Genomic DNA, 24226 nt, shown 5'->3' on the forward strand with positions numbered 1-24226 from the left:
AGGCGCACTGGAGGAAGCCCCAATGGCATCGGCATTGCTGGAGGACAGAATACATGGCTGTCTGCTCGGCGCCGCGCTCGGCGCGGAATTCGGTTTTGCGCGGCGCGTCAGACCCGAGAAATTCGCGCTTGGACAACCGAAAGACATCCTGCACCTGGCCCTCGAGCCCGTCGGGGAGTACGAAGAGCAGCACGGCAGGGTTGACGCTCGCCCCGTGACCCCGTTCATCAACGTCGGCGTGCAGGCGTACGTGGCGAAGGGCGGGCGCGCGACGCCCGAGGATTTCGCGGCCGCGCTTAGGGACGACGCGGACATCGCCGGGCCAGTGTTCGCGTGGGACGGGATCCACAGCATCCAAGAGATGCTCAGGGAAGGGATGCACCCGCGCATCAGCGGCCTGGGCGCGGCGCCGTGCGGGCTGATCGCCGCGGCAATGCCGGCAGTCGGAATATTCCACCTCAATGATCCCGAATACGCCTATCTCGACGGCGTCGAGCTGGCGTCGGTCGCGCAACCACGGGTGGGCGCGGATTGGGCGGGCCTGTGCGCGGCCGCCGTCGCCGCTGCGTTCGATCTCGCGTCCGATCCAGAGATGGTCGTGGAGACCGTGCTCAAGATCGCGCATCGCCACAACCCTGATCTGTTCTACCAGCTCAACCAGCCTACTCGCCACGCCGAGTCGCTCATGGCACGCAACGAAGAGGAATTCGCCGCGTGGTGGATGCTGTGCGGCGGACGCGGCTCGGCCCGCCGGGAGGAGAACTGGATAGCCTTCAACCCGATCAGCTTCGTTCTGCCTCTGCTCAAGCACTGCGCGGCGGACCCGCAGAAGCTGATGGCGCTCGTGGTGGGGCCGAATCCCGCGTCCGGCTACGATGCGATGCTGGGCGGCCATGCCGTGTCGGCGGTCATCGGTGGGGCCGTCACCGGCGCCCTGCACGGCGCGGAGATCTTCCCGGAGAGCTGGCGGCAGTGGGCCGGGCCGCAGGTCAAACCGTGGCTGCCGATGGTGGACGTGGTCAAAGCCCGCCTTGGGAAGGAGCGGGAGATCGTCGAGATGACGGGCCGCCTCGCCGCGCCGCAGGCCGATGGGGGATCGCTGCTCCTGGACAAGGTGTACGGCTGCATGCTCGCCGGCGCGATCGGCAACGCGATGGGCTCGCCGGTCGAGGGGCGGTTCTACTGGGAGATTGACGATCAATACCCGGATCACATTACGACGATCCTTGACCCGCGCCGACTCGAGGGCGAAGACGACAACCAGATGGCGATGCTGCTCGTGGAAACCTACCTCGAACGCGGCGGCCTGCCCGTCATGGCGCGCCACTTCGGGAAGACCTGGAAGGAGCGCCTCAACCGCGACCACTTCTTCGTGCTCTGTATGGGCCACGCCTATGACCTGATCTGTGGGGGCTGGGATCCGCGCGTCACCGGCCACTGGAGCGTGGTGACCGGCTCGACGGTGATGTGCATGGAGCCGGTCGGCGTATACCACTTCGGCGATCCGGAGTTCGCGGCGATTGACGCCACCGCCATCTCGTACATGTACCAGCGCGGGCGCGACGTGCTCGCCGCGACGATGCTGGCGGCGACCGTCGCCGCGGCGATGCGCCCGGAGGCAACCGTGGACGACGTCCTGGAAGCGGCGCTCGCGGCGGCGCCCAAGGAGCGGCTGCACAGCTTCGACGACCGACCGTTCCGCAGCGCCTACGACTACATCCAAGCCTGCCTCGACATCGCCGACAAGTACGATGACGTGCTTGCGGTCCGCGCGGAGCTATGCGAGAAATGCCTGCTCTACCACATGATAGATCCGCTTGAGCTGTGGGGCTTCGCGCTTGCCATGTTCAAGATCGCCGACGGCGACGTGCGCCAGGCGGCCATCGGCGGCACCAATATCGGCCGCGATTCCGACACCATCGCCGGGCGGGCCGCTATGCTCGCAGGCACGCTGCGCGGCGCCGGATCGGTGCCTGAGGACTGGAAGCAGTTGTTCACCCCGGAGTCGCTTGGGCGCATCGAGCGCAACGCCTCGCGTTTCGCCGATCTCATCCTCGGCGCGAGGACCCGGCGGCTGGCAAGCCGCGGCGCAAAATAGGCGGGCGCGCAGCTTCGGTGGAGGCGCTCAAGCGGGCGGCGTCGAAATCCCGGAGGCGGCATCAGCGAGACCCGATGGCGCTGAACGGAAAGGAATGGCATGTCTGTCACCGCCGCTGACAGAGCGACGCTGCGCGACTTGGCCGAGCGGGTCGCGGAGATCGCCGCTCATCCGCAGAACGCCGCCAACCGCGAGGAATGGAAGCGCCACAACGGCTTGAAGCCGGGCAAGGCGATGGTCCTCGTATTCCCCGAGGGCGCGTGGCAGGATCTCTTGCCCGACAGCGTCCTCACCGTGGCCGATCCCACCTTCCGCCGTTGGGAATGGCATCTGCGCCATATCATCTACCGCTGGGAGCACCTGCGCGACGACAATGTAATCGAGCCGAGGCTCAAGGTCGGGCTCGCGTACAGCAATACCGGGTGGGGCATGGATGCCAAGCAGATCAACAGTCCCGCGGGGCGCGGTGCGTGGGCGTTCGACCCGGTGATCAAGGACCCCGAGGACGCGAGAAAGCTGAAGCAGCCTGCGCTCACGGTGGACGAGAAGAAGACGCAGGAGAACTTCGAGACCGTGCGCGACGTGTTCGGCGACATCCTGGAGGTGAACCTGCACAGGCGGATCGGAATTGACACGAGCCTGATCGGGACGCTGGTGAGGTTCCGCGGACTTGACCAGATTATGCTCGACATGTGCGACCGCCCGCAGTGGCTGCACGATGTGATGACGTTCATGACGGAGGCGACCGAGCGCTTGCTCGATCAGGTCGAGCAAGTGCCTGACCTGAGTCTCAACAACGGCGATGACTATGTCGGCTCGGGCGGCGTCGGGTACACCGACGATCTGCCCGGCCCCGGGTTCGACGGCCGGGTGCGCCTGCGCGACCTCTGGGGTTTCGCGGAGGCGCAGGAGTTGGCGCTGGTGTCGCCGGCGATGCACGAGGAGTTTGTGCTGCAATACCAGGGGCGGCTGCTCGACCGCTTCGGGCTCAGCTGCTACGGGTGCTGCGAAGATGTGACCCATAAACTCGGAATCATCCAAGGGGTGCCGCGGCTGCGCCGCGTATCGGTCAGCCCGTGGACCGACCTGCGGGCCGCGGCGGAGGCGCTCCAGAACAGGATTGTCTTTTCCTGGAAGCCGAATCCGGCACCGATCTGCCTGCAGTTCGATGCCGACCGCGTACGCCGAGAGATCAACGAGTGCCTGGACATCGCCGACGGATGCATCGTCGAGATGATCCTCAAGGACACGCACACCGTCCGCGACGACCCTGACTCATTGTCGAACTGGGTCAAGGTCGCCGGAGAAGTCACTGCGGCGCGAGCGTGAGCGCGGATCTGGGCGCATCCACGGATTGCGCGGATTCCGAGGATTGGGAACATGGCTGGATGGGAATCCGCGTGATCTATGAAATCCGCGGACATGCCGTATTCGCGTTCATCCTCGTCAATCCGCGGCTCGAATACCGTGAACTCGCTCGAGCGTCATAACCTGGCTCAGATCGAGGCGCTGAATCAGCGCGGCGGGCGCATGCTGAGCGTGGTTGACCTGCTGGCCGCAGGGACGCTCGATCTCGAGGTGGCGAGTTGCTTGTGCGCGCTCGTCGGGCGCGGGGCGAGCTTTCTGTCCGGGGCGGTGCCGGGGGGCGCCGGCAAGACGACGGTCATGGCGGCGATCCTGGCGTTCCTGCCGCCGGGAGTCGAGATCGTGACGGTTGACGACGAGCGCGTGCTGGCCGCTGCGGGCGGTTCGCGGGACCGCCGCAGATGCTATCTCGCGCACGAGATCGGCTCGGGGCACTGGTACGGCTACATCTGGGGGCGCGCCGTGCAGGACTATGTGAACCTGGCGCGGCGGGGCGATATGATCGCAACCGGGCTTCACGCCGACACGCTGCCGCAGCTTCGGGAGATGCTGCTTGCGCCGCCGCTCTCGGTGGACGAAGAGGCGCTGGCGGCCCTCGATTTCACCCTGTTCGTGGCCGCTGAGCGGCGCGGGCCGGCGGTGCTGCGCCGAGTGTCCGCCGTGCACGCAGGCGCCAGCGCGGACGCGCCTGTCCTTTTCACGTGGGACCGCAAGTCGGACGCGTTCCGCCGCCACGCGGGCATCGAAGCCTACGTGCCTCAAGATGAGCGCGCGGCGCTTGCCGATTTTCTGCGAGGCCTACTCGACCGCCGCGTTACGCGCCTGGAGCAAGTGCGCGCCGCATATGTCGAGTTCCTCGCGGGACGGGACGCCTCGTAGTGACGCGCTCCTCCCCCACTAGCGACCGCGCGGGCCTCAGCATGATCACCCGCATCTGGCTTGCCCTCCGCGCGTACCTGATCGGGCTGGCGGGCATCACCCTCATCGCCTACATCACCGCGTGGGCGGAGCTGCAGGCCGGGAGCATGCAGATCAGCATCCACCAGTTTCCGCCGAGCGTGCTCGCCGTGTTCTTCCTGCTCGTGGTCGGGAACAAAGGCATCCGGAGGTTGAGCGGACTGTGGGGGATGTCGGCGTTCGAGTGGCTGACGATCTACACGATGATGCTGCTCGGGGCGATGCTGTCCTCGCGCGGGCTGATGGAGCGCCTCCTGCCGTTAATGGTGGGCGTCAACTACTTCGCCGATACGACGAACAAGTGGTCCACGTTGTACTTCCGCTACATCCCGGACTGGCTGGTGCCGTGGGACACGACTGGCGAGGAGAAGCAATTCGTCGCCAAGGCGTTCTATGAAGGGCTGAGCGAAGGCGAGCACATCCCGTGGGGGCTGTGGATCGGGCCGCTGGCGGTGTGGCTGGCACTCATGGTGTGCATTTTCGCCGCGTTTATCTGCCTCTCGACGATCCTGCATCGTCAATGGGCGGACAATGAGAAGCTGACGTTTCCGCTGGCGCAGATACCGGTCGAGATGATCCGCGACCAGACGCTCGCCGACGCGCCGCCGCTGTTCCGCAGCAAGCTGCTATGGATGGGGTTTGCCATACCGGCCATAATCCACAGCATGAACGGGCTGAGCCGCATTTACCCGTTCATCCCTTCGCTCCAGGTGACGATGACGCTCAACCAATACTTCACGACCAAGCCGTGGAGCGACATCAGCTACCTGCGCGCGAATCTATCGTTCGCGGCGATCGGGTTCTTCTATCTCCTGCCCGCGGACCTGACGTTCGCGTTCTGGTTTTTCTACCTCTTCGGCAAGGTGCAGGACGTGATCGGCGCGATGTTCGGCGCCATCCATCGTCCGGCGCCCCACGCCACGACCCACATGTATTTGGCGTACGAGACGGCGGGGGCGTTCTTCGTGCTCGCGCTCTACTTCCTCTACGTGGCGTGGCCGCATATCAAACGCGCGCTCGATCGCAGGCGTCCCATTGACGACACGGGCGAGCTACTCCCCTACCGCGCGGCGTTCATCGGGCTGTTCGCGAGCCTGGGCCTGGCATGTGTGTGGTGTTATCTGACGGGCATGTCGCTGTGGCTAGCGGCGTTCGAGTTGGGGGTGTACGTATTCGTGCAGGCGATCATCATGGCGCGGTGCACGGCGGAGGCGGGCCTGCTGATGACGGAGGGATCGTTTACGCCGCTGGACGTCATCGGCGTGGTGTCGGACAAGGGAGTCGTCGGGCCGCGCAATTTGACGGCGCTTGCGTGGACCCAGGGGGCGCTGACGCGCGACCTTCGCGGGATGACGCTGACCGGGTATCTCGACACGCAGAAGATCGCGGACGGCGTGGGCGTGACGCGCCGCCGGATGCTCGGCGTCTATGTCCTCGCCCTGCTCGCCACGTTCGTCATCGCCGGGTACATCGAGCTGCGCCTGCCCTACGAGAAAGGCGCGCTCACTCTCTATGGCTATAGCTACCGGACCAACTCGATTCAGTTTTTCCGCGAACACCAGCCGCTGATGGGGCGGCAGACGCCGTTCAACTGGGAGGCGCCGTTGTTCTTCGTGGCCGGCTCGGCGTTCACAGTTTTCCTCGGCCTAATGCGCCTGCGGTTCTACTGGTGGCCGTTCCACCCCTTGGGATTTGCGATGTCGGCATCGTGGGCGCTGATCGTGTTCTGGTTCCCGATGATGGTGGCGTGGGCGCTGAAGAGCGCGACGCTGCGCTACTCGGGCATGCGGGGGTTCGTGTGGGCGCGGCCGTTCTTCCTCGGTCTCGTGTTCGGCGAGTTGATCGCCGCAGTCACGTGGGCGATCCTGGCGGGGATGTGGAACTTCCCCGCGCCGACCATCGCGGTGGACTGACGGCGGGCCGCGCTCAACGCGCCCGTAGGAGCCGCGCCCCGCGGCGACTGCTCCTCGGATTCGGGTTCGATTCCCGGTGCCGCCACCATAGCTGCCTCACCAGGCCGCTGTGTGGTATCCCGGCTTCTTCGTCCCTCGCCTGGTAACGCGGAATGTCGCGAAATATCTTTCGAGCCAATGCAAAATATACTTGACATTGTGCCTATTATATGTTACATTTCAGGCGTAGTCCCTTGGGAATTGGAGCATCGGCATGAGGAAGGCGGATTTGCGTGTTCGCAACCGGGTCAAGCTGGCGCGGGTGGAACGCGGCTACACGCAGCAGGAGCTGGCGGACCTGATCGGGGTGACCCGGCAGACCATCGGGTTGATCGAGGCGGAACAGTATAACCCGACGATCACCTTATGCCTGTGCCTCGCGCAGGCGTTAGACAAGTCGTTGACCGATCTCTTTTGGGCGGAGGAACCCCAATGAGCAACCACTATGATGAACGCATCGTTGCCACACAACAGCGCTGGGCGGCGCGCGGAATGTGGATATTCAGCATCGCGCTGAGCATCGACCTGATGGTACGCCTCCTGATCCTGAAACAAGATCCCCGGCAATGCCTGGATATTTCGCTGATCTGGATGGCGACGGTGCTATACGTCGCCTACGGCATGATTGCGAGCGGCGTGGCGCCGTACGGAAACAAATGGTCGACGGGCTTGCTGGTCGTACTAATCATCGCGGTGGAGGTTCCGGTGGTGTTGGCGTTCATGGGCATGGTACACACGCTGGCCGATCTTATCGGCATCATCGTCGGCGCCGCCGCCAGCGCTTTCGTGATGCTTATCATTCTGCGCGGCATCTATAGCAGGTGGGAGCACGTAACCCTCGGGCGTGGATCGCAGGAAGAATGATCGGCGACTCTCCTGTGTCTTGGTGAGCTTGTTCTTGGTGTTTCGGGAACAACTTCTCCGAAACACCGAGGTGTACATTGGCGAAATCGATTCTCTGGGACGGGCAGCAGCGACGGCGCGGCCCGGGGCGGGGAGAGGACACAAGCAGATCGTCAGGTGAACAACAATAAGTCATCGGAGATCTTGGTCGCGCTTTCTATCGCGATCCTGCTCATTCTCGCGGCCCGGGGCGTGAGACCGACTGTAGAGATTCGGCGACGCTGAGATCGCTCTCTGGACGAGAGAGAGCGTTTCGATACCAGCATCCCCTACTCCAAAACGCTCTGACATCGAAATCGGCGACCTCGTCCACAGCCAGAGAATGTTTCGATCTCGGGTCGTTTTGCTCCACCACCCTTCGACTTTATCGCTTTGGGGAAGCGCCGAGGCGCTTCGAGTGTCAAGCCAGCACCAAAGTGACCTGACAACGAAAGCTCCCAGTTAGTCACAGCCTCCTTGCGTGGGCGCCTGGCGAGGCAGGAGGCAAGCCCATGTCCAACGAGGTCGCTTCCTGCGGGCGGATCTGGGATAGCGCACCCGGCAGCAGCGCCTCGGCGGCAAGGCACCGAAGCAACGAGCCGGACAGAACAGCGGGTAGACTGATTCCTCAACGCCAATGCCCCGTGATATGCTCACAGGCAGGGCTTGCCTGGCCCCAAGGGAGGGAGACTGGATGATCGCTGATGCCTCTCCGGTTCTCATCTGAGAACCACAGTATCCCCTATGGAAGGAATTCGCAAATGCAATCAAGCACGGCTCACGAAGATATGTTAGACTGCTGAGTCAGAGCGTGGGAAGAATGAAGAGGTCAACGTTAAAGGCGTACAAAGAGCGTATGCTGCGAGTACTCGTGTACATCCAACAACACCTCGATGATGAGCTCTCCCTTGAGGAGTTGGCGGGAGTCGCCTGCTTTTCACCGTATCACTTTCATCGCATTTTCCGCGGCATGCTGGGGGAATCAGTCGGGGAGCACATCCGGCGCCTCCGGTTGGAGCGCGCGGCGTCACAGCTTAAGCGCAGCGACAAGCCGATCATAAAGATCGCGCTCGAGGCCGGCTACGAAACCCACGAGGCATTCAGTCGCGCCTTCAAAGCTATGGAAAGCGTCTCGCCCTCCGAGTTTCGCTCATGCAGCCGCTCTACTTCGCGCATCAGCACGGCCTCTGGTGTTCACTACCGCGGGGGAAAGCAATTGAAGGACTTCAACCCCATCTGCTCAGGAGGCGAAATCATGGAGGTGAGGATCCAGAATATCGAACCAATGCGTGCAGCCTTCGTCCGCCACACCGGGCCGTACGGTGAATGCAGCACCGCCTGGGGCAAGCTCACCGCGCAGCTCGGCAGGCAGGGCATGCTTGGGGGCGACACGAGATTCATCGGCATCTGCTACGACGACCCGGAGATTACACCTCCAGAGAAGCTTCGCTACGATGCGTGTGTCACGGTGAATGACGACTTTGAGGCTGAAGGCGAGATTGGCCTGCAGACTATCACCGGCGGGCAGTATGCCGTCACGACTCATTTTGGAGCTTATGAGAAGCTAGGTGAGACATACGCGAAGCTGCTCGGAGAGTGGCTGCCAATGAGCGGCCGGGAGTTGCGTTCTGCGCCGTGCCTGGAGTGCTATCTCAACGATCCGGATGGCACGGAGCCCGAGGACCTGATCACTGATATCTACGCACCGTTGGAACCGCGATAGGAGCGAACTCAGGAACAAGCTGTACGCAGCAGCCGACAGTTCATCTTGTTTGTCCAGCACATTCGAAAACCTGGCAGAGGAGTCCGGATGATGGCAACACAGGAGAAGATTGATCTCTTCAGAACGCACCAAGATGAATATGCGGCGCCTAAGTCGCCCATCCTCGTTAATATTCGGGAGGGGATCTATCTCACCATTGAGGGGCACGGCGCACCAGGAGGTGCGGAATTCACGGCGAAGGTTGGTGCGCTCTATGGGGTCGCCTACACGATCAAGATGACGCGCCGATTTGCCGGGGAACAAGACTATGTGATCGGCAAGCTGGAGGCCCAGTGGTGGGGCGAGAAGGAAGGCGTCCGATTCGAACAACTCCCAAGGGAGAAATGGAACTGGAGGCTGTTGATCCGCACGCCTGGCTTTGTCGGCAAGCATGAGCTAAAGCAAGCTGTCTCGGCCCTGCTCGATAAAGGCAAGCAACGCGAGGTTGCTCAGGTCCGGCTCGAAAAGATGGCCGAGGGCATGTGCATCCAGATGCTCCACGTGGGGCCATACGAGCGCGAGAGTGACACAATCGGAGAGATGAAGGAATTTGCCTATCGGGAAGGGCTGGTGCCCGTCGGCAAGCATCATGAGATCTACCTTTCAGATCCACGTCGCGTCCCACCCGAACGGCTGAAGACGATCCTGCGGATGCCGGTTGTGTGCCGCGACTGATCCCAGGCTGGGATCGGGGCAAGGTTCACACCGAAGCAAAACGTCGTCTCTGCTCAGCAGAAATGAGACAATACTCTTATCGCTTTGGCGACTTACCACCCAGGCCGGCCTTGTTTCGACACGGGTGATGTCTCCTCACCAAACTGGCGCCGGGTCGAGATCCGCGACCTCGTCCGCAGTCGGAGAATGTTTCGATCCCAGGTCGTTTTCCTCCACCAGCCTTCGCTGAAGCTACGGCTGGCAAGCCGTGGTTCCGGCGAAGGCTGGTGCCCGCCGAAGCCTTGGCGACGGAGGGCGTCATCATGAAGCGCGTCTATCTCCTTGAGAGCGTGCGCTATCCGCGGCAGCGATACGTTGGACTAGCATCGGACCCAGAGGAACGTCTGAAAGAGCACAACGCTGGCAAGTCGCCCCATACGTCGAGGTACGTGCCGTGGCGCATCGTAGCAGCAGTCCGTTTCGAGAAGGCAGGCCGGGCCGTGGCATTTGAACGGTATCTAAAGTCGGGGCCGGGTCGCGCCTTCGCCAAACGACATTTCTGGTGATGCGGCACGGGCTGACCCGTCTTCCGCCCCGTCTGGCCGCCCCACCTCATGATGCTTCGTAGCGAAGTCGCTTCCAGCCGTCGTCGCCGAAGGCTACTTCGGCGCAGTAGGCACTTCGCAGAGTAGCCAAGGAGAGTCGTCGGACGCAACTCGCTCGCACCCGAATCAATGACTCCGAGCCGGCACCGCTGCGTGGTAGCGGGCGCGGATCTGGTCGCCGGTCATGTTGCCGACGTACAGTCGGAACTCGCCGATGAGCCCGCGCAAGGCGTGGTTGCCGCGATAATCAGCAACCGGTGTGCCTGCGTCCGTGCCGAGCTGCATGTCTTCGTTCGGGTCGGCGGCGATGAACGCTGACCCCTCGCGCGAGGCGACCTCCTCGCCGTTGACGTAGAGCTTCATCCGCCGATCAGCGGTGAGCGCCGCCGCGAGGTGCACCCACTCGCCGTTGATCGTGCGGTTTGCGCCGACCTTCTCAACGACTCCCGCTATCCGCAGCGCGAAGTGCGGCCTGCCATCCTTGAGGTACAGCGAGAAGCCGTGAGTCTCGCCGCCGCGCGCAGCCACGACGCCGTCGCGCCCCGTCGCGTTGATCCACGCGTCGACTGCGAACGGGGTGTTGCTGACGTTGAGCGACCGAGACTTCGGCACCTCCACGCGCTCGTTTCCGGTGAATTGCAGCGCGGTGCCGCCGCGCCAACGGCGGCGTCGCGCGCCGTGAATCGCGCCGTCATTGCCATGTCCGGACGCGTCGGCGACCCTTGCCGGGTCGTCCCCATCAAAGCGATAGTGCAGGACCAGGCCTCTGGCTTTCTGCGTCACAACCGGCGCGGGCGGCGGCTCGGCATAATCCGTCTCGCGTTTCAGGCGTTCCAACTCCCGCTTCATCACATCGAGCTGCGGCGCGTAGAGCGGGTCGAGGGCGAGGTTGCGCATCTCGTGCGGGTCATTTTCCAGATTGTACAACTCGTCAATGTCGTCAATCCAGGGATACGTGATGTACTTCCAGCGCGTCGTGCGCACGCCGAGCATGGTCGGGATGCCAGGCAGCCAGTCCTCTTTCCAGTACTGGTAGAGGAACGATGTGCGAGCCCGGTATTCGCCGCCCGCGAGCAGCGGCGCGAACGAGCGGCCCTGCATGAAATCCGGCACCGGCACGCCGGCGATATCGAGCATGGTCGGCGCGAGGTCCACGTTGAGGATCATCTCGTCGGGCGTCGCGCCCGCGGGAGCCAGTGGCGGATAGCGCATGAGGAGCGGAATCAGGATGGACTCCTCGTACATCAGGCGCTTGTCGCCGCGGCGATGCTCGCCGTGGAAGAATCCGTTGTCGCCGGCGAAGACGATGACGGTAGAATCCAAAACGCCGAGCTGTCCCAACGTTTCGAGCACCTTGCCGACACCCTCGTCAACGGCGGCGAGCGCGCGGTAGTAGTTAAGCTGGCTCCTGTTGCGCGGGTTCCAGTCGCCGGGCGGGATTCTGTCGGGCACGGGCTTGTCCTGGTCGGCAAGCCACTCCTGGCGGCGCGCGCCGCGCACCATGGACGCGCGGAGCCATTCCGGCTTGCCTGCGAAATCGTCGTCGAAGCTGGCCGGCTCGGGCATGTCCACATCCTGATAGAGATCCGCGTGACGCGCGGCCGGCGTGAACGGCCCATGTACGGCCTTATGTGACAAGTACAGGCAGAAGGGCCGGGATCGCGGGCGTTGGAGCCAGTTGACCGCGTATTCGGTGAGCAGGTCGGTCATGTAGCCCTGCGCCTTGAAGTCGCGTCCGTTTTCGTTGAGCTGGGGGTCGCCGTACGTGCCCTGGCCTTTGAAACTGAGCCAGTAGTCGAAGCCGGGCCGCGGCTGAGCCGTGGGCGCCATGTGCCACTTGCCGATGAACGCGGTGTCATAGCCGACGCCGCTCAGGATCGCGGGGAAATGGCGCAGGGGCGGCCCGAACTCCTCGCCCTGGTTGGTGCGCACGCCATGCGTGTGCGGGTAAGTGCCGGTGAGGAAGCAAGCGCGGCTGGGGGCGCACAGCGATATGGTGACGAAGGCCTTCGTGAACCGCACGCCCTCAGCGGCGATGCGGTCCATGTTCGGCGTGCGGACGAACGGATTGCCCGCGCAGCCCATCGCATCCCACCGCTGGTCGTCGGTGAGGATGACCACGATGTTCGGCCGTCTGCGTTCCGCGCGAGCGCGTTCGGCAAACGGCGCCCCGAGCGCGAGACCGGCTCCCGCCGCCGCTATTCGCTGCAGCGCTTGACGTCGCGTGAGACGATCTGCCATGTCCGCCTCCTGGGTCGCGGCCGGTGGGGCTGCGCACGATATGGACTATCGTTCATTTTCGTGCTGCGCAGCCGGATTCCTCGCCTCACCGGGGCGGCAGCCACCGCACTCCTGGAAGGCATCGAGCGGCCTCTCCCGAATCATAGCATCGGATCGTCTTGTGAACAGGAATCGTCCATGAGAGAGAATCACGCGAAGGAGAAGCTGCTGCGCGGTGAGCCGGTGTTCGGTTGCGCCGCGCTCGGCACGCATTACCCGGAACTTGCGCACACATACGCGGCGTCGGGCTTCGACTTTCTGCTCATCGAGAACGAACACTGGCCGATGTCGCTGGAGTCGGATCAACTGCTCGTGCGGGCGGCGCGCGCGGCGGACATCACGGCGATCACGCGGGTGCCGGATGCGGAGTATCATCTCGTCGCGCGGACGCTCGATACCGGGGCGGAGGGCATCATCGTGCCGCGGGTCGAGACGCCTGAGCGGGCCGCGGAGGTTGTTTCCTGGTCGCGTTTCCCGCCCGAGGGGCGGCGCGGCTGCGGGCCTGGGCCGCTGTTGTATGACTACGAGTCGGTACCCCTACCCGAGGCGTTGGAACACTGGAATCGCAATACGCTCGTTGTCATCCAGGCGGAGTCGCAGCAGGCGATCGAGCGGATTGACGAGATCGCGGCGGTGCCGGGCCTCGACGCGATCATGATCGGCCCGGCGGACCTCTCGATTTCCCTCGGGATTCCGCTGCAGCTGGATCATCCCGATTTCGTTCGTTCGGTCGAGGCGGTGTCCCAGGCGTGCGCAAACCACAGCATCATATCGGGGATGTTCATGGGTGACGTCGAGCGAGTGAAGCGATACGTGGGGCTCGGGATGCGCCTGTTCTCGTGCGGCGGCGATATCGGCCTAATTCGACAGGCGGGTACCGAGTTGGTGACGAAACTGCGCGCCGGCGCGCAAGAGGTGCTGGGCTAAGGTCGGAACGATGCTGCGACGCCGTTCGGGGATTGGCCGGCGGCAGCGAGGAGGTTAGTATGACGCCGAGAGAGAGAGTCAGCGCAGCGCTGAATCGCAAGCCGATTGACCGCATTCCGGTTGATTTCGGCGGCACGAACGAGACCGGCATTGGCGGCGTGGCGTACGTGCAACTGCGCCGCCACATCGGCCTCAATGGCCGCCCATTCCGGCTGCTCGACCTGTATCAGCAACTGGCGAAGGTCGAGGATGAGGCGCGGCGTTTCGCCGAGGGCAACGTGGTGCCGCTGGCGTACGAGGCGAAGGAGTATCAGCGGTGGACGCTGCCCGACGGGACGGAATGCGAGGTGCCGTCGCGGTGGCAGGCGGTGCGGCAGGATGACGGGTCGGACGTTCTGCTCGGCCCGCACGGCAAGCCGCTGCTGCGGCGGGCGGCGGACGGTTACTGGTTCGACCCTGTGGGGCCGCTGTGCGTCGGCATGGATTCTATCGAGGATATCGCCAAGTTCATGCCGATGATCAAGATCATGGATCGCCCGACGTACATAGACGAGACGCTGGACGACCTCGGCGCGCGGGCCAAGCGCCTCTACGAGGAAACGGATTACGCGATCGTCGGTCAGTTCGGGGGGCACATCTTCGCGGCGTCGCAGCTGCTCCGCGGGATGGCGAACTTCATGTGCGACCTGGTGGCGGACAAGCCGTTCGCGCGGGCGCTGATGGACACGCTTGCTGAAGTGCACATGGAGGAGTTCGACCATTACATCGCCGCCGTCGGCGATTACGTGCAAGTCGTGCACGTGGCGGACGACCTGGGCGCCCAGACCGGGCCGCAGATCAGCCCGGAGTTGTTCCGCGAGATGGTGCGGCCGCCGATGGAGCGTATGTACAAGTTCATGAAAGCGCGCACCAGCGCAAAGCTGTTCCTGCATTCATGTGGTTCGGTGTATAAACTCATCCCCGATCTCATCGAGATGGGCGTGGATATCCTGAACCCGGTGCAGGTGTCGGCGGCGGATATGGACACGGCCAAGCTCAAGCGCGAGTTCGGGCGCGATCTGGTCTTCTGGGGCGGGGGGTGCGACACGCAGAGGGTGCTGCCGTTCGGAACGCCGCGGGAAGTGCGCGAGGAGGTCAAGGGGCGTATTGACGACCTGGGGCCGGACGGATTCGTCTTCGCGCAGGTACACAACATCCAGCCCGGGGTGCCGCCGGAGAACCTCGAAGCGATGTGGCAGGCGGCGGCGGAGTTCGGGGCGGGGTAGGCTGCGAAGCGAACCGAGGCGATCGCGCGGGCGCAGGAAGCAGGGGGGCCCCACGCGCATATTCCTGCCGCCTGATTCGCGCGCGCCAAGACAGGAGTCCCCTGGCGCGACGCATCACCCCTGCATCCCGCGGACGGATTCGATCACGGCGTCGGCGAGGTACGTCACCTGATCCTGCGTCAGGCCGTAGAGCGGGAGGTGGGTGAAGCGGTGGCGGAAGACTTCCTCGGCATTCGGGCAGGAACGCCTCCCCTCTTCCGTGCTGTAGCCCATGCGGCGGAGCAATTCGAACTCGTAGAGCGGGGCAAAGTGCGGGATCTGTGTCACGCCGCGGGCTGCGAGTCTCTTCTTCAGTTCCTGGACGTCGCCGCCGGCGCGCGCGGGGTCAAGCTGGAGCAGGTAGAGGTGATGGGTGCTGCGCGTGTCGGCGGTGTCGAGCGGCGGCGTCACGATGCCGTCCACGTCGGCGAATCGCTGGTTGAGATACTCCGCCGCCGTGCGCCGCGCCGCGATGATAGAGTCGAGGCGTTCGAGCTGTGAGAGGAGCGCCACCGCCTGGACTTCGGTCGCCGAGTGATTGCCTGCAGCGAACCACCCGCCGCGGAGGTCGGGCAAGGCGACGACATCGTACAACCAGTCCGGAATCTGCCGCGAGGGATCGAGGCCGAGGAAGCGCGCCTGCGCGAACTTGGCGCCGACGTCGAGATCGGTGACGAGCAGGCCGCCCTCGCCAAGGGAAGTCGTGTTCTTCACTTCGTGGAAGCTGAACGCGCCGAAGTGGCCGAGCGTCCCCACCTTGCGACCGCGATACTTGCCGCCGAACGCGTGCGCCGCGTCTTCGAGAACCGTAATGCCGCGCGGCCGTACCAGCTCCATGATGGGATCCATGTCAACCGGGTAGCCGCCGACGTGAACCGGGACGATGACGCGGGTGCGGTCGGTGATCTTGCGCTCGACGTCGGCCGGGTCGAGATTGATCGTGCGCGGATCCACGTCTGCGAAAACGACTTTGGCGCCGATGGAAAGGGGATACGCAATGGTGGCGATGAAGGTGATCGCGGGGCAGATGATCTCGTCGTCCGCTTGCAGCGCCGCGAACTTATACGCGATCTCGAAGCCCGCCGTGGCGTTCGTCACAAAGCAGGCGTAACTCACGCCGAGATAGCCCGCAGCCCAGGACTCGAGTGCCTTGACGCGATCGCCGAGGGTGAGCTTGCCGACCGGTTTGCCCGCCGCAAAGAGATCCTCGAGCGCCGCGCGGACGCGCTCGAGACGTTCGGAGTAGGCTGCATCATCTTCGGCCTGCGGCTGCACGAAGAAACGGATGATGCGGACGAGGTCGTCCGCATTGAGGTCCTCCCCTACCGCGGCCCAGGGCACCTTGGTTTCGCCGGTGTCGTAGCGGAAATCGGATGTTGGCTTGTCCTTCTTCTTCATCGCGCATCCTCTTACCTGAAGCGATGACCGATTGCGGCCAGTGCAGTGACACGGCGCGCGTCGGCTCAGCGAATCCTGAGCGAGTCAAGGGCGGCGCGGAACACCGGCTCATTCTCGTGCCACTGCTGCGCCGGACTGCTAAACGTCACCGTGCACACGCTGGTAGCCTGCTTGACGAAGACCGCGATAGTCCGCTTGTCGTTCGACTCCTCGACCAACTCAATCGCGTCGAGATCGCTTATCTTCGTGAGCGTTCGAGAGACGAGCTTCCAGCCGAAGGCCTCACGAGTATCCTCTCCCGCTTGCGCGCCGAAGAACTTCTCGGCAGCGTCGCCGAGCATCTCGCCGCCCGCGGCCATCTTCTTCGCTTCGACCAGGTAGTTGGTGTCAACCCATGCCTCGAGGTCCTTGCCTTCGGCGAGGTAGATCACCGTCCAGCCGCGGATGTCCACGTTGTCGCTATGGGAATAGCTCGCGTAGCCGCCCTCGACTCGACCCTCGACAGCCCACCCCGCCGGAAGCCGCATCGAGACGGTGACGTCACCGGCCTGGCTCTTGACGGTGAGCTTAGCGCCGCCCCCGCCGCAGCCAGCGATGCCGAGCGCTGCCGCGGCGACGAGCAAGGAGCCGGCCATCATGCTGCGCATCGTCGTCTGTCTCCGGATGTGTCGCGCGCCACCGCGACCTGATATTGGCGGGCCTATCTCTTCGGCACGACGCACCCCGCGCCGAGGATCTGGCGGGGCTTGCCGCCGGCGATCTTCAACTCGAAGACGGTAGCGAGCGGGTCGGGCGCCTGTTTGGGCAAGCCGTGAAGCACGAGGCGGTCGCGGACCTGGGTGAACTTGACCTGCCGCCCGCCGTACAGCCGCGCGCCGACGACCTTGTTTGCCAACCCGCCGATCGCCAGCTCCTCGCCCGGCCAGCGGTTGCAGTGGAAGTAAAGGCTCTTCCCCTTGCAGGTAAACGCACCGGTGACGAGCCATTCCTGCTGCATCGGATCGGTGGCCTGATAGACCGTCGGCCCATACTTCTTCATCCACGCGCCGACCTTGCGCAGCTCGCGCGCGCACACCGGCGGGACGGCGCCGGTCGGGGTCGGCCCAATGTTGAGCAGCAGGTTGCCGCCGCCGGCCGCGACCTGGCGCAGCATGCGCACGATGTCCCACGCGTTCTTCCAGTCCTTGTCTATCGGCGTGTAGCCCCAGCTCTCGTTGAAGGTCATGCATGCTTCCCACATGCGACCGCCTTCTTCGGGCCTGATGTGCTGCTCGGGCGTGCCGAAGTCCTCGGGGAGCTGGGAGCGGTTGTTGATGATGATGTCCGGCTGGAGCCGGCGCACCATCGCGTTCATCTTCGCGGACTCCCACTGTTCGACATTGAGCGGCCAGGACACGTCGTACCACATGATGTCGAGCTTGCCGTAGTTGGTGCACAGCTCGCGCACCTGGCCGTGGATGTAGTCAACGAATCGGCGCCGGGCCTTTTCGTCCTTGAGGCAGCGCACGCCGTCGGGATGGTGCCAATCCATCATGGAGTAGTAGAACCCTACGCGCAGGCCTTCGGCGCGCGCCGCCGCGACGTACTCGGCGACGAGATCGCGCCCGGGGCCGCGCTGTGCGGCCGTGTAGTCGGTGAGCGCGGAGTCGAACAGGCAGAATCCCTCGTGGTGCTTGGTCGTCATCACCATGTAGCGCATGCCGGCGGCGCGGGCGAGCTTGGCCCACGTGCGCGCCGGCCACGGGCCGGGCTTCCACGTGTCCGCCAGCTTCTCGTAGTCCTTGACAGGGATGCGCTCGCGGTTCATCACCCACTCATGTCGCCCGAGTTGGGCGTAGAGCCCCCAGTGGATGAACATGCCGAACCGCGCTTCGCGGAACCACTCCAGCCTGCGAATCCGGTCCTTCTCCTTCGCGGTCAGCTTCCTCGACGTCTTCTTTGCCATCGAAACCTCCTCATCGTCGTGCTGTGGCTCAAGAGATATGCTCGTTCCGAACGGGATGGGCGGATCCCGCGGGTCCGCCGGCTCGCCCGCGTGGACCCGTTAACGCCGCGTGGCCCGCACCGCGTACACGTCCTCTTCGCATGAGACGTACACCGTGCCGTCCGCGGCGACGGTGACGCAGGTGATGTCGTCGGGGACTTCCGCGACGCGCGCTGCCTTCGCGGTCGCGAGGTCGAGTGCGACCAGGGAGTGCTCGCGACCATAGTACAGCCAACCATCACCCGGCGCAGCCATTGAACGGCTCGTAACATTCCGCAAATCGCCGGCCGGGCCTCTCACGAATCGCCGCTCGGCGATATCGAACAGGCGCAGCTTGCCGTCAACCAGCATGGCGACGCGCTCGGTCGTGCCGTCGTACACGATCGCCCGCACGCCATGCGCCCGGCCGAACGTCCGCCGATAGACGATCTGCTTGGTCGCGAGATCCATGACGCCGAATCGCGGCGACTCGTCGGGCTTTCTCGGCAACCCGTTCGCGCCGAGCGAAGTGCCGACGTAGGCGAAGCGTCCGTCCACCGCGAGGCCCTCGACGGCCTGCTCGCCGAGCGGGTTCTCGACGATCTCGGTGTCGCCGGTCGCGGGGTCGGTGATCGCCACAGCCCCGCCGTACACGCTGTATCGCGCCATCCAGCCGGAATAGAGCTTGCCGTCGGGGCCGGTGATGATGCCGCCGGTGGGACGGATGTACGCCGGCCCGACGCGCGCGAGCGGCTTCGGGTTATTGTGATTCCACTGATCCCACGGCTCGTCCGGGTCGTATTCCGTGATGTCGCCGCCGGCGTAGGAAGCGGCATAGACCTTGCCATTGGCGAAGGTCGCGTCATATACCTCGCCGCCGGCGTCGCAGACCGTGCCCGTGTTGACAACTTTCCGCGTGCGCGTGTCCATCCAGAATAACGTCTGCCCAAAGTGGGGACCGCCCCACAGCCGGCCAGGGTCATCGGCCCTGAGGAACAAGGTCGGGCGCGCCCCGGACTCGACCGGAATCGGTTTCAAGCGCAGCTCCGTGTCGCCCGGCTTGATGACGAAGTAATCCTGGCCGCGCACGCCGAGCACGGAACCGTCCCGCGCGCCCGCGAGCAGGCGCCCGCCGCGGAGGTCGAGGTCGGCGACTCGGGTCAGCTCCTCGTCGCTTTTGGCATGTCGGTAGACCGCGTTCCCCTGGCGCAGGAAGAGCACGTCATTGGTCGTCATGTAGGTGTCCACCGACCAGCCACCCCTATCAGCAGGGGGTGTGGGAAATGGCGGTGGATCCACGACCTCGAAGTCCTTGCCGCGGAACGCGCGCGAACCGGCGAGGAAGTAGCCGTTCCAGGTGACGCCAACGCCGACGCCCTGGAGCCTCGCGGGCGGCGGCTCGAAGCGCTTCGTCGCGGGGTCGAAGAGCAGCGTGGTCGGCTTGTCCATGCCGAGGCTGCACAGGATGCGGCCGTCGGGCGTCGCGGACACCTGGCGCAGGTACATGTTCGGCGGAGCGGGCGCGCCGAGGTCTTCGACGGCGTATGTCGCGAGGTCGAGGGCGCCGAGCTTGCCGCCGCCGTAGGTGCCACCGTAGATGCGGCCGTCGGCGCCGATGGCGAGGTTCCAGATGTAGCTCTCGCCGGGGAAGTCGGCGGTTTTGATGAACTTCATCTGCTTGAGGTCGAAGACCATGAAGCGGCCGTCATAGTACGTGCCGACGACGAGGCGGTCGCCGGGGACCTCGTCGAGCGCCCACGAGCCCTGGCCGGCGGGACAGGCAAAGAGCTTGCCGGTGTCGTGCTCGGGGTCAACGAAGAGCAGCTCCATGCCGGTCGCTTCGTTCGTATTCGTAAGGACGAACCACTCGCGGCCTGTCGCGCGGTCGGCAACGACGCGCCCGGCGAGGATGTTCTTCGCGCGGCAGGGCGTGCCGAGATGCTCCACCTGAGTCGCCATTGCGCTTTGTCCCATAATCGCCGCCAAACACAGCGAGACGATCCTCAAGATTCTCCCTCCACAAGCCCGACGGCGCGGGCCTCAGCGCGCGCCCTGACACAGCCCTGATTCGCGGCATCGCGCATCCATCCTTCGCGCTGCCGGTGATTGTGTAGGGAAAATGGGCTTCCCTCGCGAACGTCAGAGCATTGCCGTTCTCACGGAGGGATCACGGTGGTCATGACGCGGCTGTCTGTGCTCTTGGCACTCGCTCTCGTTCTGTCCGCAACCTGCGCACGAGCGGTCTGCGCTGATGACGCCGTCGTCACGAACGGCGGGCTGGAGGAGTTGGGGGATGATGGGTTTCCGGTGGACTGGGGGCCGGTCGGGGAGGAGGTGACGGTTACCTCGGAGGCGCACTCGGGGCAGGTCGCGTTTCGTTTGCTCAGGACGCCGGACACGGCAGCGGTCGAGACGGGGATCAACCGCGCGTGGGAGCCGGACTCGGGCGAGCAGGGCGGGATGCTCGACCGGCTCGCGGGCGGCATCGTGTTCTATTACAAGGCGATCTCCGAGAGCAAGCCACATTCATTGACGGTGCAGATCATCCCGATGAGCGCGCGGCCTTACGAGGACACGGGCGCCGCGCGCGTCGTGTTCGCCGTGCCGGAGAACCACATCGCGGACGGCAAGTGGCACCGCGGCGCGATCAGGTATGATTTCACCGATCAGGTCGAGGCGAAGTGGGTGCACATCTCCCCGCGCGTCCTCGCGCCGGGTGAGCTGCTGCTGGACGACTTCTCGTGGGTCGAGAAGGTCGGGCCGATTGTCGGCATCAAGGACATCGAGTTCACGGAGAGCGAGGAGGCGCCGGGGCGCGAGGCGACGATCTCGATCGAGGTCGAGAACAGCGGCGACGAGCCGGCGCCCACTGCCGCGCTGACGGGCCAAGCGCCGACCGGGCTGCAACTCTCACCCGCGGCTTGCGAAGTCCCGTCGCTTGCACCCGGCGAGACGCACCGAATCGAGCTGACCCTCCGCGGCGCGCGTTATGAGGAAGGCGTGGTGGAAGTCGAACTGGCGGCGGTTCCGGAGCCGACGGCGGTTTCTCTGGAGCTGGAAGGAAAGGCGGCAGTGGACCGGGTCGAGGTGGAGCGATTCATCGTCGCGCCGGGGGAGGGAACCGCGCTCCGAGCAACCATCGCGAACACCGGCCGCATCATCATCCGCCGGGTCGAGGTGGCGGCTGCCGCGAAGAGCGCGGCCGTGCGCGGGATGGCGGCCCGGGAGATCCGCGAGCTGGCGCCCGGGCGAAGGGTGACGGTCGAGTGGGCCGTTACGCCCACCGCCGAGGATCCCCAGGCGCGTGTCGAGGTAACCGCGGACTTGCCCGGCGGAGCGATCGCCGAGGCTGTAGGTCTCGTGTGCCTCGCCGCCGGCGAGCCGGTATCGCTGACCGACGGCGCGCGCTCGCTCACGGTGTACAAGACTTCGGTGGGATACGGACTGTGCGAACTGCGCGCGAAGCGAGAGACCGGCGAGGCGGTGCTTGCGAAGATGCCGTACCTGGGGCGCCTGGCGTACCGGACGCCGAACGGAGCGCGCGAGGAGCGGCCGCTTTACGGAGACACGGTGCAGCGCAGCCCCCACTCGCTCATTTTTGCCTCGACATTCGTCGATGCCGAAGGGGCCGAATGGCAGTTCGGCGCCCGCATGCGGCTGACAGCGGAGGGGCGGTTCGCTCTTAGCTACTCGCTGAGTGCCGACCAGCCGCGCGAGGTCCTCGCTTTCGACGGCCCGATGGCGTACGTCGCGGAGGGCACGGGCGCGACGCGACATGACGGGCTGTTCCCTGGGCTCGAATGGCTGGTCGAGGGTGAGGAGAGTTCTTCCGACCTCGACCTCGAGGCGGATCACCCGGATCGAATCCGCTACGTGCCGCACCCCAACAAGGTGACCATCCCGCTGATGTCCCTGCGCACCGATGACGGCCTCGTCGGCCTGCTGTGGGACCCGTATCAGAAATGGGACGGGGAGCGCGACCGCCCGACGGCGGTATTCGCCAGCCCGGACCGGTTCGAGCGGCGCGCGTCGCACCTCATGGGCCTGATGCTGCCGTCGGTGCCGGGCTTCGTTTCGGAAAACGAACGCGAGGCAGAGCGGCCGTACGCGCTGGAGCGCGGGCGCACGCTGACGCTCAAGGCGATGCTGCTGATCGAGCCGGGAGCGCGCGACGCTCTCGTCGCCCAGGATGCGTGGGTCGAGGAGTTCGGGATACCGGAGCCGCTGCCGTATCCCCATGGGACGGCAGAGCAGGAGATCGCGTTCAGCGCGCAGGCATATCTCGACAGCTTGTGGCTCCCGGAGAAGAAGATGTGGTTGCCGTACAAGGGCGGGCCGGCGATTTGGAACATCCCGTCGCGCAATCCGACCTACGCCTATGATCTGATGATAGCGAGCCTGCTCGCCTCGGAGGCCGCGGTGCGAGAGGCGTGCAAGGAGCGGCTTGATTTGCTCGCGGCTGAAGGGCCGCTGACGCCTGCCGCGGATGACCGCGGCTTCGATTATGGGCGCGCGGAGCAAGGGCTTGCGTGGCAGGTGAGCGTTGCGACGGCGCGCATGGACGGCCAAGGCGAGGACGGCGCGTGGCGGTTCGACGCCGACCTTAGGGATCAGGGCGTGTTCAAGGGGATGGATTACCACGAGTTGGGGGCGGACGATGCCGCCGAGCTAGGCACGTGCGCGCGGGCGGCGTACGAGATCCTCGCGGCGGCGCGCATGACCGGTGACGAGCAGGCGTACGCGGCGGGCGTGCGCGCGCTGAAGTTCATGGAGCGGTTCACAGTGCCGCGCGCGGCGCAGGTGTGGGAGGTGCCGGTGCACACGCCGGATATCCTTGCGGCGGCGGATGCGGTTGACGCCTACCTCGAAGCCTATCAGATAGACGGCGATGCGCACTGGCTCGGCGAAGCCGTTCGCTGGGCGCGCGGGGGGCTGCCGTTCGTCTACCTGTGGAACACGGCGGAGTACCCCTTCATGCGGTATGCGTCAATCCCGGTGTTCGGCGCGAGCTGGCTGAAGTGGAGCTGGATCGGGCGCGCGGTGCAGTGGAACGGCTTGCGCTACGCCCACGCGCTGCTCAAGCTGTCGGAATGCGATTCCACGTTGCCGTGGCGCAGGATCGCGGAGGGTGTGACAGTCAGCGGCATGTATCAGCAGGCGACCGAGCCGCCGGATATCGCGTTGTGGCCGGACTCGATCAGCCTGATTGACGCGAGCAAGTCGGGGTGGATTTTCGCGCCGCGGCAGGTGCTGAAGAACGTGTACTATCTGCTCGGCCGGCCGGAGGAGCCGGAGACGGTTATCCTGAGGACCGGGGACGCGCCGATCCACATCAACTCCACCGCGCGAATCTCGAATGCCGCTTTCAGCGGCGGCGAGGTCGGCTTCACGCTGACCTATCCATCCGCAAAGAGCGGTACCACGGCGGTCGTCGGAATCAGCGCGCCGGATGCGGTGGCGGCGGGCGGCGTGGCAGTGGAGCGAGTGGCGGACATTCTCGCGACGGACGGCCCGGCGTACAGCTACCTGCCCGCGATGAGCACGCTGTGCATTCGGATCACGAGGGATGGAAGCCATCAGGTCGAGATCGCCGGCGTCTCACCGCGCAGCGCGGACTTGCTGCCGGAGCCGAGGGCTGAGATCGCCTTCGAGTTCGATGCGACTTCTGAAGGCTGGCTGCCCGTCAACGAGCTGTCGCCCTTCCAGGTAGCGCGCGGCATGCTCGCGACGGAAGCGATGGGGGGCGACCCGTACATGAATCGCAGCCGGATGCAGGTCAACGGGGATTCCGTGAGCGCCGTCGTGGTGCGCATGGCGATAACTGGGGGCGACAACGCGCAGTTCTACTGGGGGACGCAGGACGCGCCGGGTTTCTCCGAGGAGCGCGTCGTTCGTTTCCCGATCACCGCGGACGGGCAGTTTCACGAGTACCGCATCGGCGTCGGCGGCCACCCGCAGTGGACGGGGCACCGGATCGTGGCGATCCGGCTCGATCCCAACAATGGGGCGTCGGGGGCGCGAGTGCAGATAGACTGGATCCGAGGCGAGTAAGCGACCTCGGACGCGGGGGCACCGGACG

At 65.0% G+C, this 24226-nt stretch carries 17 protein-coding genes; 12 read left to right on the forward strand and 5 right to left on the reverse strand.

The window, feature by feature from the left end; translation table 11 throughout:
- The 9 genes from JSV65_09795 to JSV65_09835 all read left to right on the forward strand — a co-directional run.
- Positions 1-2098 (forward strand): ADP-ribosylglycohydrolase family protein (locus JSV65_09795; GenBank protein UCH36624.1); only part of this gene is annotated, 2098 nt, incomplete at its 5' end.
- Positions 2099-2197: 99 nt separating this feature from the next.
- Positions 2198-3427 (forward strand): hypothetical protein, encoded by a 1230-nt coding sequence (locus JSV65_09800; protein UCH36625.1) that lies wholly within the window; start codon positions 2198-2200, stop codon positions 3425-3427.
- A gap of 93 nt (positions 3428-3520) precedes the next feature.
- A complete protein-coding gene (locus tag JSV65_09805) occupies positions 3521-4342 on the forward strand; it encodes a hypothetical protein (GenBank protein UCH36626.1) in 822 nt (273 codons plus the stop codon).
- Positions 4343-4383: 41 nt separating this feature from the next.
- The gene (locus JSV65_09810; GenBank protein UCH36627.1) at positions 4384-6333 is read left to right on the forward strand and encodes a hypothetical protein; all 1950 of its coding nucleotides are present in this window, start codon (positions 4384-4386) and stop codon (positions 6331-6333) included.
- A gap of 253 nt (positions 6334-6586) precedes the next feature.
- Positions 6587-6808, forward strand: coding sequence for a helix-turn-helix transcriptional regulator (locus JSV65_09815; protein ID UCH36628.1), 222 nt, complete (start codon positions 6587-6589; stop codon positions 6806-6808).
- Positions 6805-7236: a hypothetical protein gene (locus JSV65_09820; protein UCH36629.1), complete on the forward strand. Its 432-nt coding sequence runs from the start codon at positions 6805-6807 to the stop codon at positions 7234-7236. Before JSV65_09815 ends, JSV65_09820 begins: the two co-directional genes overlap by 4 nt.
- An 838-nt stretch (positions 7237-8074) precedes the next feature.
- Positions 8075-8977, forward strand: a complete 903-nt coding sequence (locus tag JSV65_09825; GenBank protein UCH36630.1) for an AraC family transcriptional regulator — start codon at positions 8075-8077, stop codon at positions 8975-8977.
- A gap of 87 nt (positions 8978-9064) precedes the next feature.
- Positions 9065-9691: a GyrI-like domain-containing protein gene (locus JSV65_09830; GenBank protein UCH36631.1), complete on the forward strand. Its 627-nt coding sequence runs from the start codon at positions 9065-9067 to the stop codon at positions 9689-9691.
- A 302-nt stretch (positions 9692-9993) separates the two neighbouring features.
- Positions 9994-10236, forward strand: a complete 243-nt coding sequence (locus JSV65_09835) for a GIY-YIG nuclease family protein (GenBank protein ID UCH36632.1) — start codon at positions 9994-9996, stop codon at positions 10234-10236.
- A gap of 165 nt (positions 10237-10401) precedes the next feature.
- On the opposite strand, the gene JSV65_09840 is transcribed toward JSV65_09835, so the two are convergent.
- Positions 10402-12516 (reverse strand): sulfatase-like hydrolase/transferase, encoded by a 2115-nt coding sequence (locus JSV65_09840; GenBank protein ID UCH36633.1) that lies wholly within the window; start codon positions 12514-12516, stop codon positions 10402-10404.
- A 177-nt stretch (positions 12517-12693) separates the two neighbouring features.
- Here JSV65_09840 and JSV65_09845 point away from each other — a divergent pair, with 177 nt between their 5' ends.
- A complete protein-coding gene (locus JSV65_09845; protein ID UCH36634.1) occupies positions 12694-13482 on the forward strand; it encodes an aldolase in 789 nt (262 codons plus the stop codon).
- Between the two features lie 59 nt (positions 13483-13541).
- Complete coding sequence (locus JSV65_09850; protein ID UCH36635.1) at positions 13542-14747, forward strand: hypothetical protein; 1206 nt, start codon at positions 13542-13544, stop codon at positions 14745-14747.
- A gap of 114 nt (positions 14748-14861) precedes the next feature.
- On the opposite strand, the gene JSV65_09855 is transcribed toward JSV65_09850, so the two are convergent.
- The 4 genes from JSV65_09855 to JSV65_09870 form a co-directional block, all read right to left on the reverse strand.
- The gene (locus JSV65_09855) at positions 14862-16184 is read right to left on the reverse strand and encodes a DegT/DnrJ/EryC1/StrS family aminotransferase (GenBank protein UCH36636.1); all 1323 of its coding nucleotides are present in this window, start codon (positions 16182-16184) and stop codon (positions 14862-14864) included.
- 65 nt (positions 16185-16249) lie between these two features.
- A complete protein-coding gene (locus JSV65_09860) occupies positions 16250-16831 on the reverse strand; it encodes a hypothetical protein (protein UCH36637.1) in 582 nt (193 codons plus the stop codon).
- Between the two features lie 53 nt (positions 16832-16884).
- On the reverse strand, positions 16885-18129 hold the full coding sequence (locus tag JSV65_09865) for an alpha-L-fucosidase (protein ID UCH36638.1): 1245 nt from the start codon (positions 18127-18129) through the stop codon (positions 16885-16887).
- Between the two features lie 99 nt (positions 18130-18228).
- Positions 18229-20154: a hypothetical protein gene (locus JSV65_09870; protein UCH36639.1), complete on the reverse strand. Its 1926-nt coding sequence runs from the start codon at positions 20152-20154 to the stop codon at positions 18229-18231.
- 171 nt (positions 20155-20325) lie between these two features.
- Between JSV65_09870 and JSV65_09875 the strand changes: the two genes are divergently transcribed.
- Complete coding sequence (locus tag JSV65_09875; GenBank protein ID UCH36640.1) at positions 20326-24198, forward strand: hypothetical protein; 3873 nt, start codon at positions 20326-20328, stop codon at positions 24196-24198.
- Positions 24199-24226 lie beyond the last annotated feature (28 nt).

It is taken from the genome of Armatimonadota bacterium (assembly GCA_020354555.1).
Classification (GTDB): Bacteria; Armatimonadota; Hebobacteria.

Bases quoted from the DNA above. Each gene is read 5' to 3' on its own strand.
- JSV65_09800 (UCH36625.1), top strand. From the start codon at position 2,198: ATGTCTGTCACCGCCGCTGACAGAGCGACGCTGCGCGACTTGGCCGAG.
- JSV65_09805 (UCH36626.1), top strand. From the start codon at position 3,521: ATGCCGTATTCGCGTTCATCCTCGTCAATCCGCGGCTCGAATACCGTG.
- JSV65_09810 (UCH36627.1), top strand. From the start codon at position 4,384: ATGATCACCCGCATCTGGCTTGCCCTCCGCGCGTACCTGATCGGGCTG.
- JSV65_09815 (UCH36628.1), top strand. From the start codon at position 6,587: ATGAGGAAGGCGGATTTGCGTGTTCGCAACCGGGTCAAGCTGGCGCGG.
- JSV65_09820 (UCH36629.1), top strand. From the start codon at position 6,805: ATGAGCAACCACTATGATGAACGCATCGTTGCCACACAACAGCGCTGG.
- JSV65_09825 (UCH36630.1), top strand. From the start codon at position 8,075: ATGAAGAGGTCAACGTTAAAGGCGTACAAAGAGCGTATGCTGCGAGTA.
- JSV65_09830 (UCH36631.1), top strand. From the start codon at position 9,065: ATGATGGCAACACAGGAGAAGATTGATCTCTTCAGAACGCACCAAGAT.
- JSV65_09835 (UCH36632.1), top strand. From the start codon at position 9,994: ATGAAGCGCGTCTATCTCCTTGAGAGCGTGCGCTATCCGCGGCAGCGA.
- JSV65_09840 (UCH36633.1), bottom strand. From the start codon at position 12,516: ATGGCAGATCGTCTCACGCGACGTCAAGCGCTGCAGCGAATAGCGGCG.
- JSV65_09845 (UCH36634.1), top strand. From the start codon at position 12,694: ATGAGAGAGAATCACGCGAAGGAGAAGCTGCTGCGCGGTGAGCCGGTG.
- JSV65_09850 (UCH36635.1), top strand. From the start codon at position 13,542: ATGACGCCGAGAGAGAGAGTCAGCGCAGCGCTGAATCGCAAGCCGATT.
- JSV65_09855 (UCH36636.1), bottom strand. From the start codon at position 16,184: ATGAAGAAGAAGGACAAGCCAACATCCGATTTCCGCTACGACACCGGC.
- JSV65_09860 (UCH36637.1), bottom strand. From the start codon at position 16,831: ATGCGCAGCATGATGGCCGGCTCCTTGCTCGTCGCCGCGGCAGCGCTC.
- JSV65_09865 (UCH36638.1), bottom strand. From the start codon at position 18,129: ATGGCAAAGAAGACGTCGAGGAAGCTGACCGCGAAGGAGAAGGACCGG.
- JSV65_09875 (UCH36640.1), top strand. From the start codon at position 20,326: ATGACGCGGCTGTCTGTGCTCTTGGCACTCGCTCTCGTTCTGTCCGCA.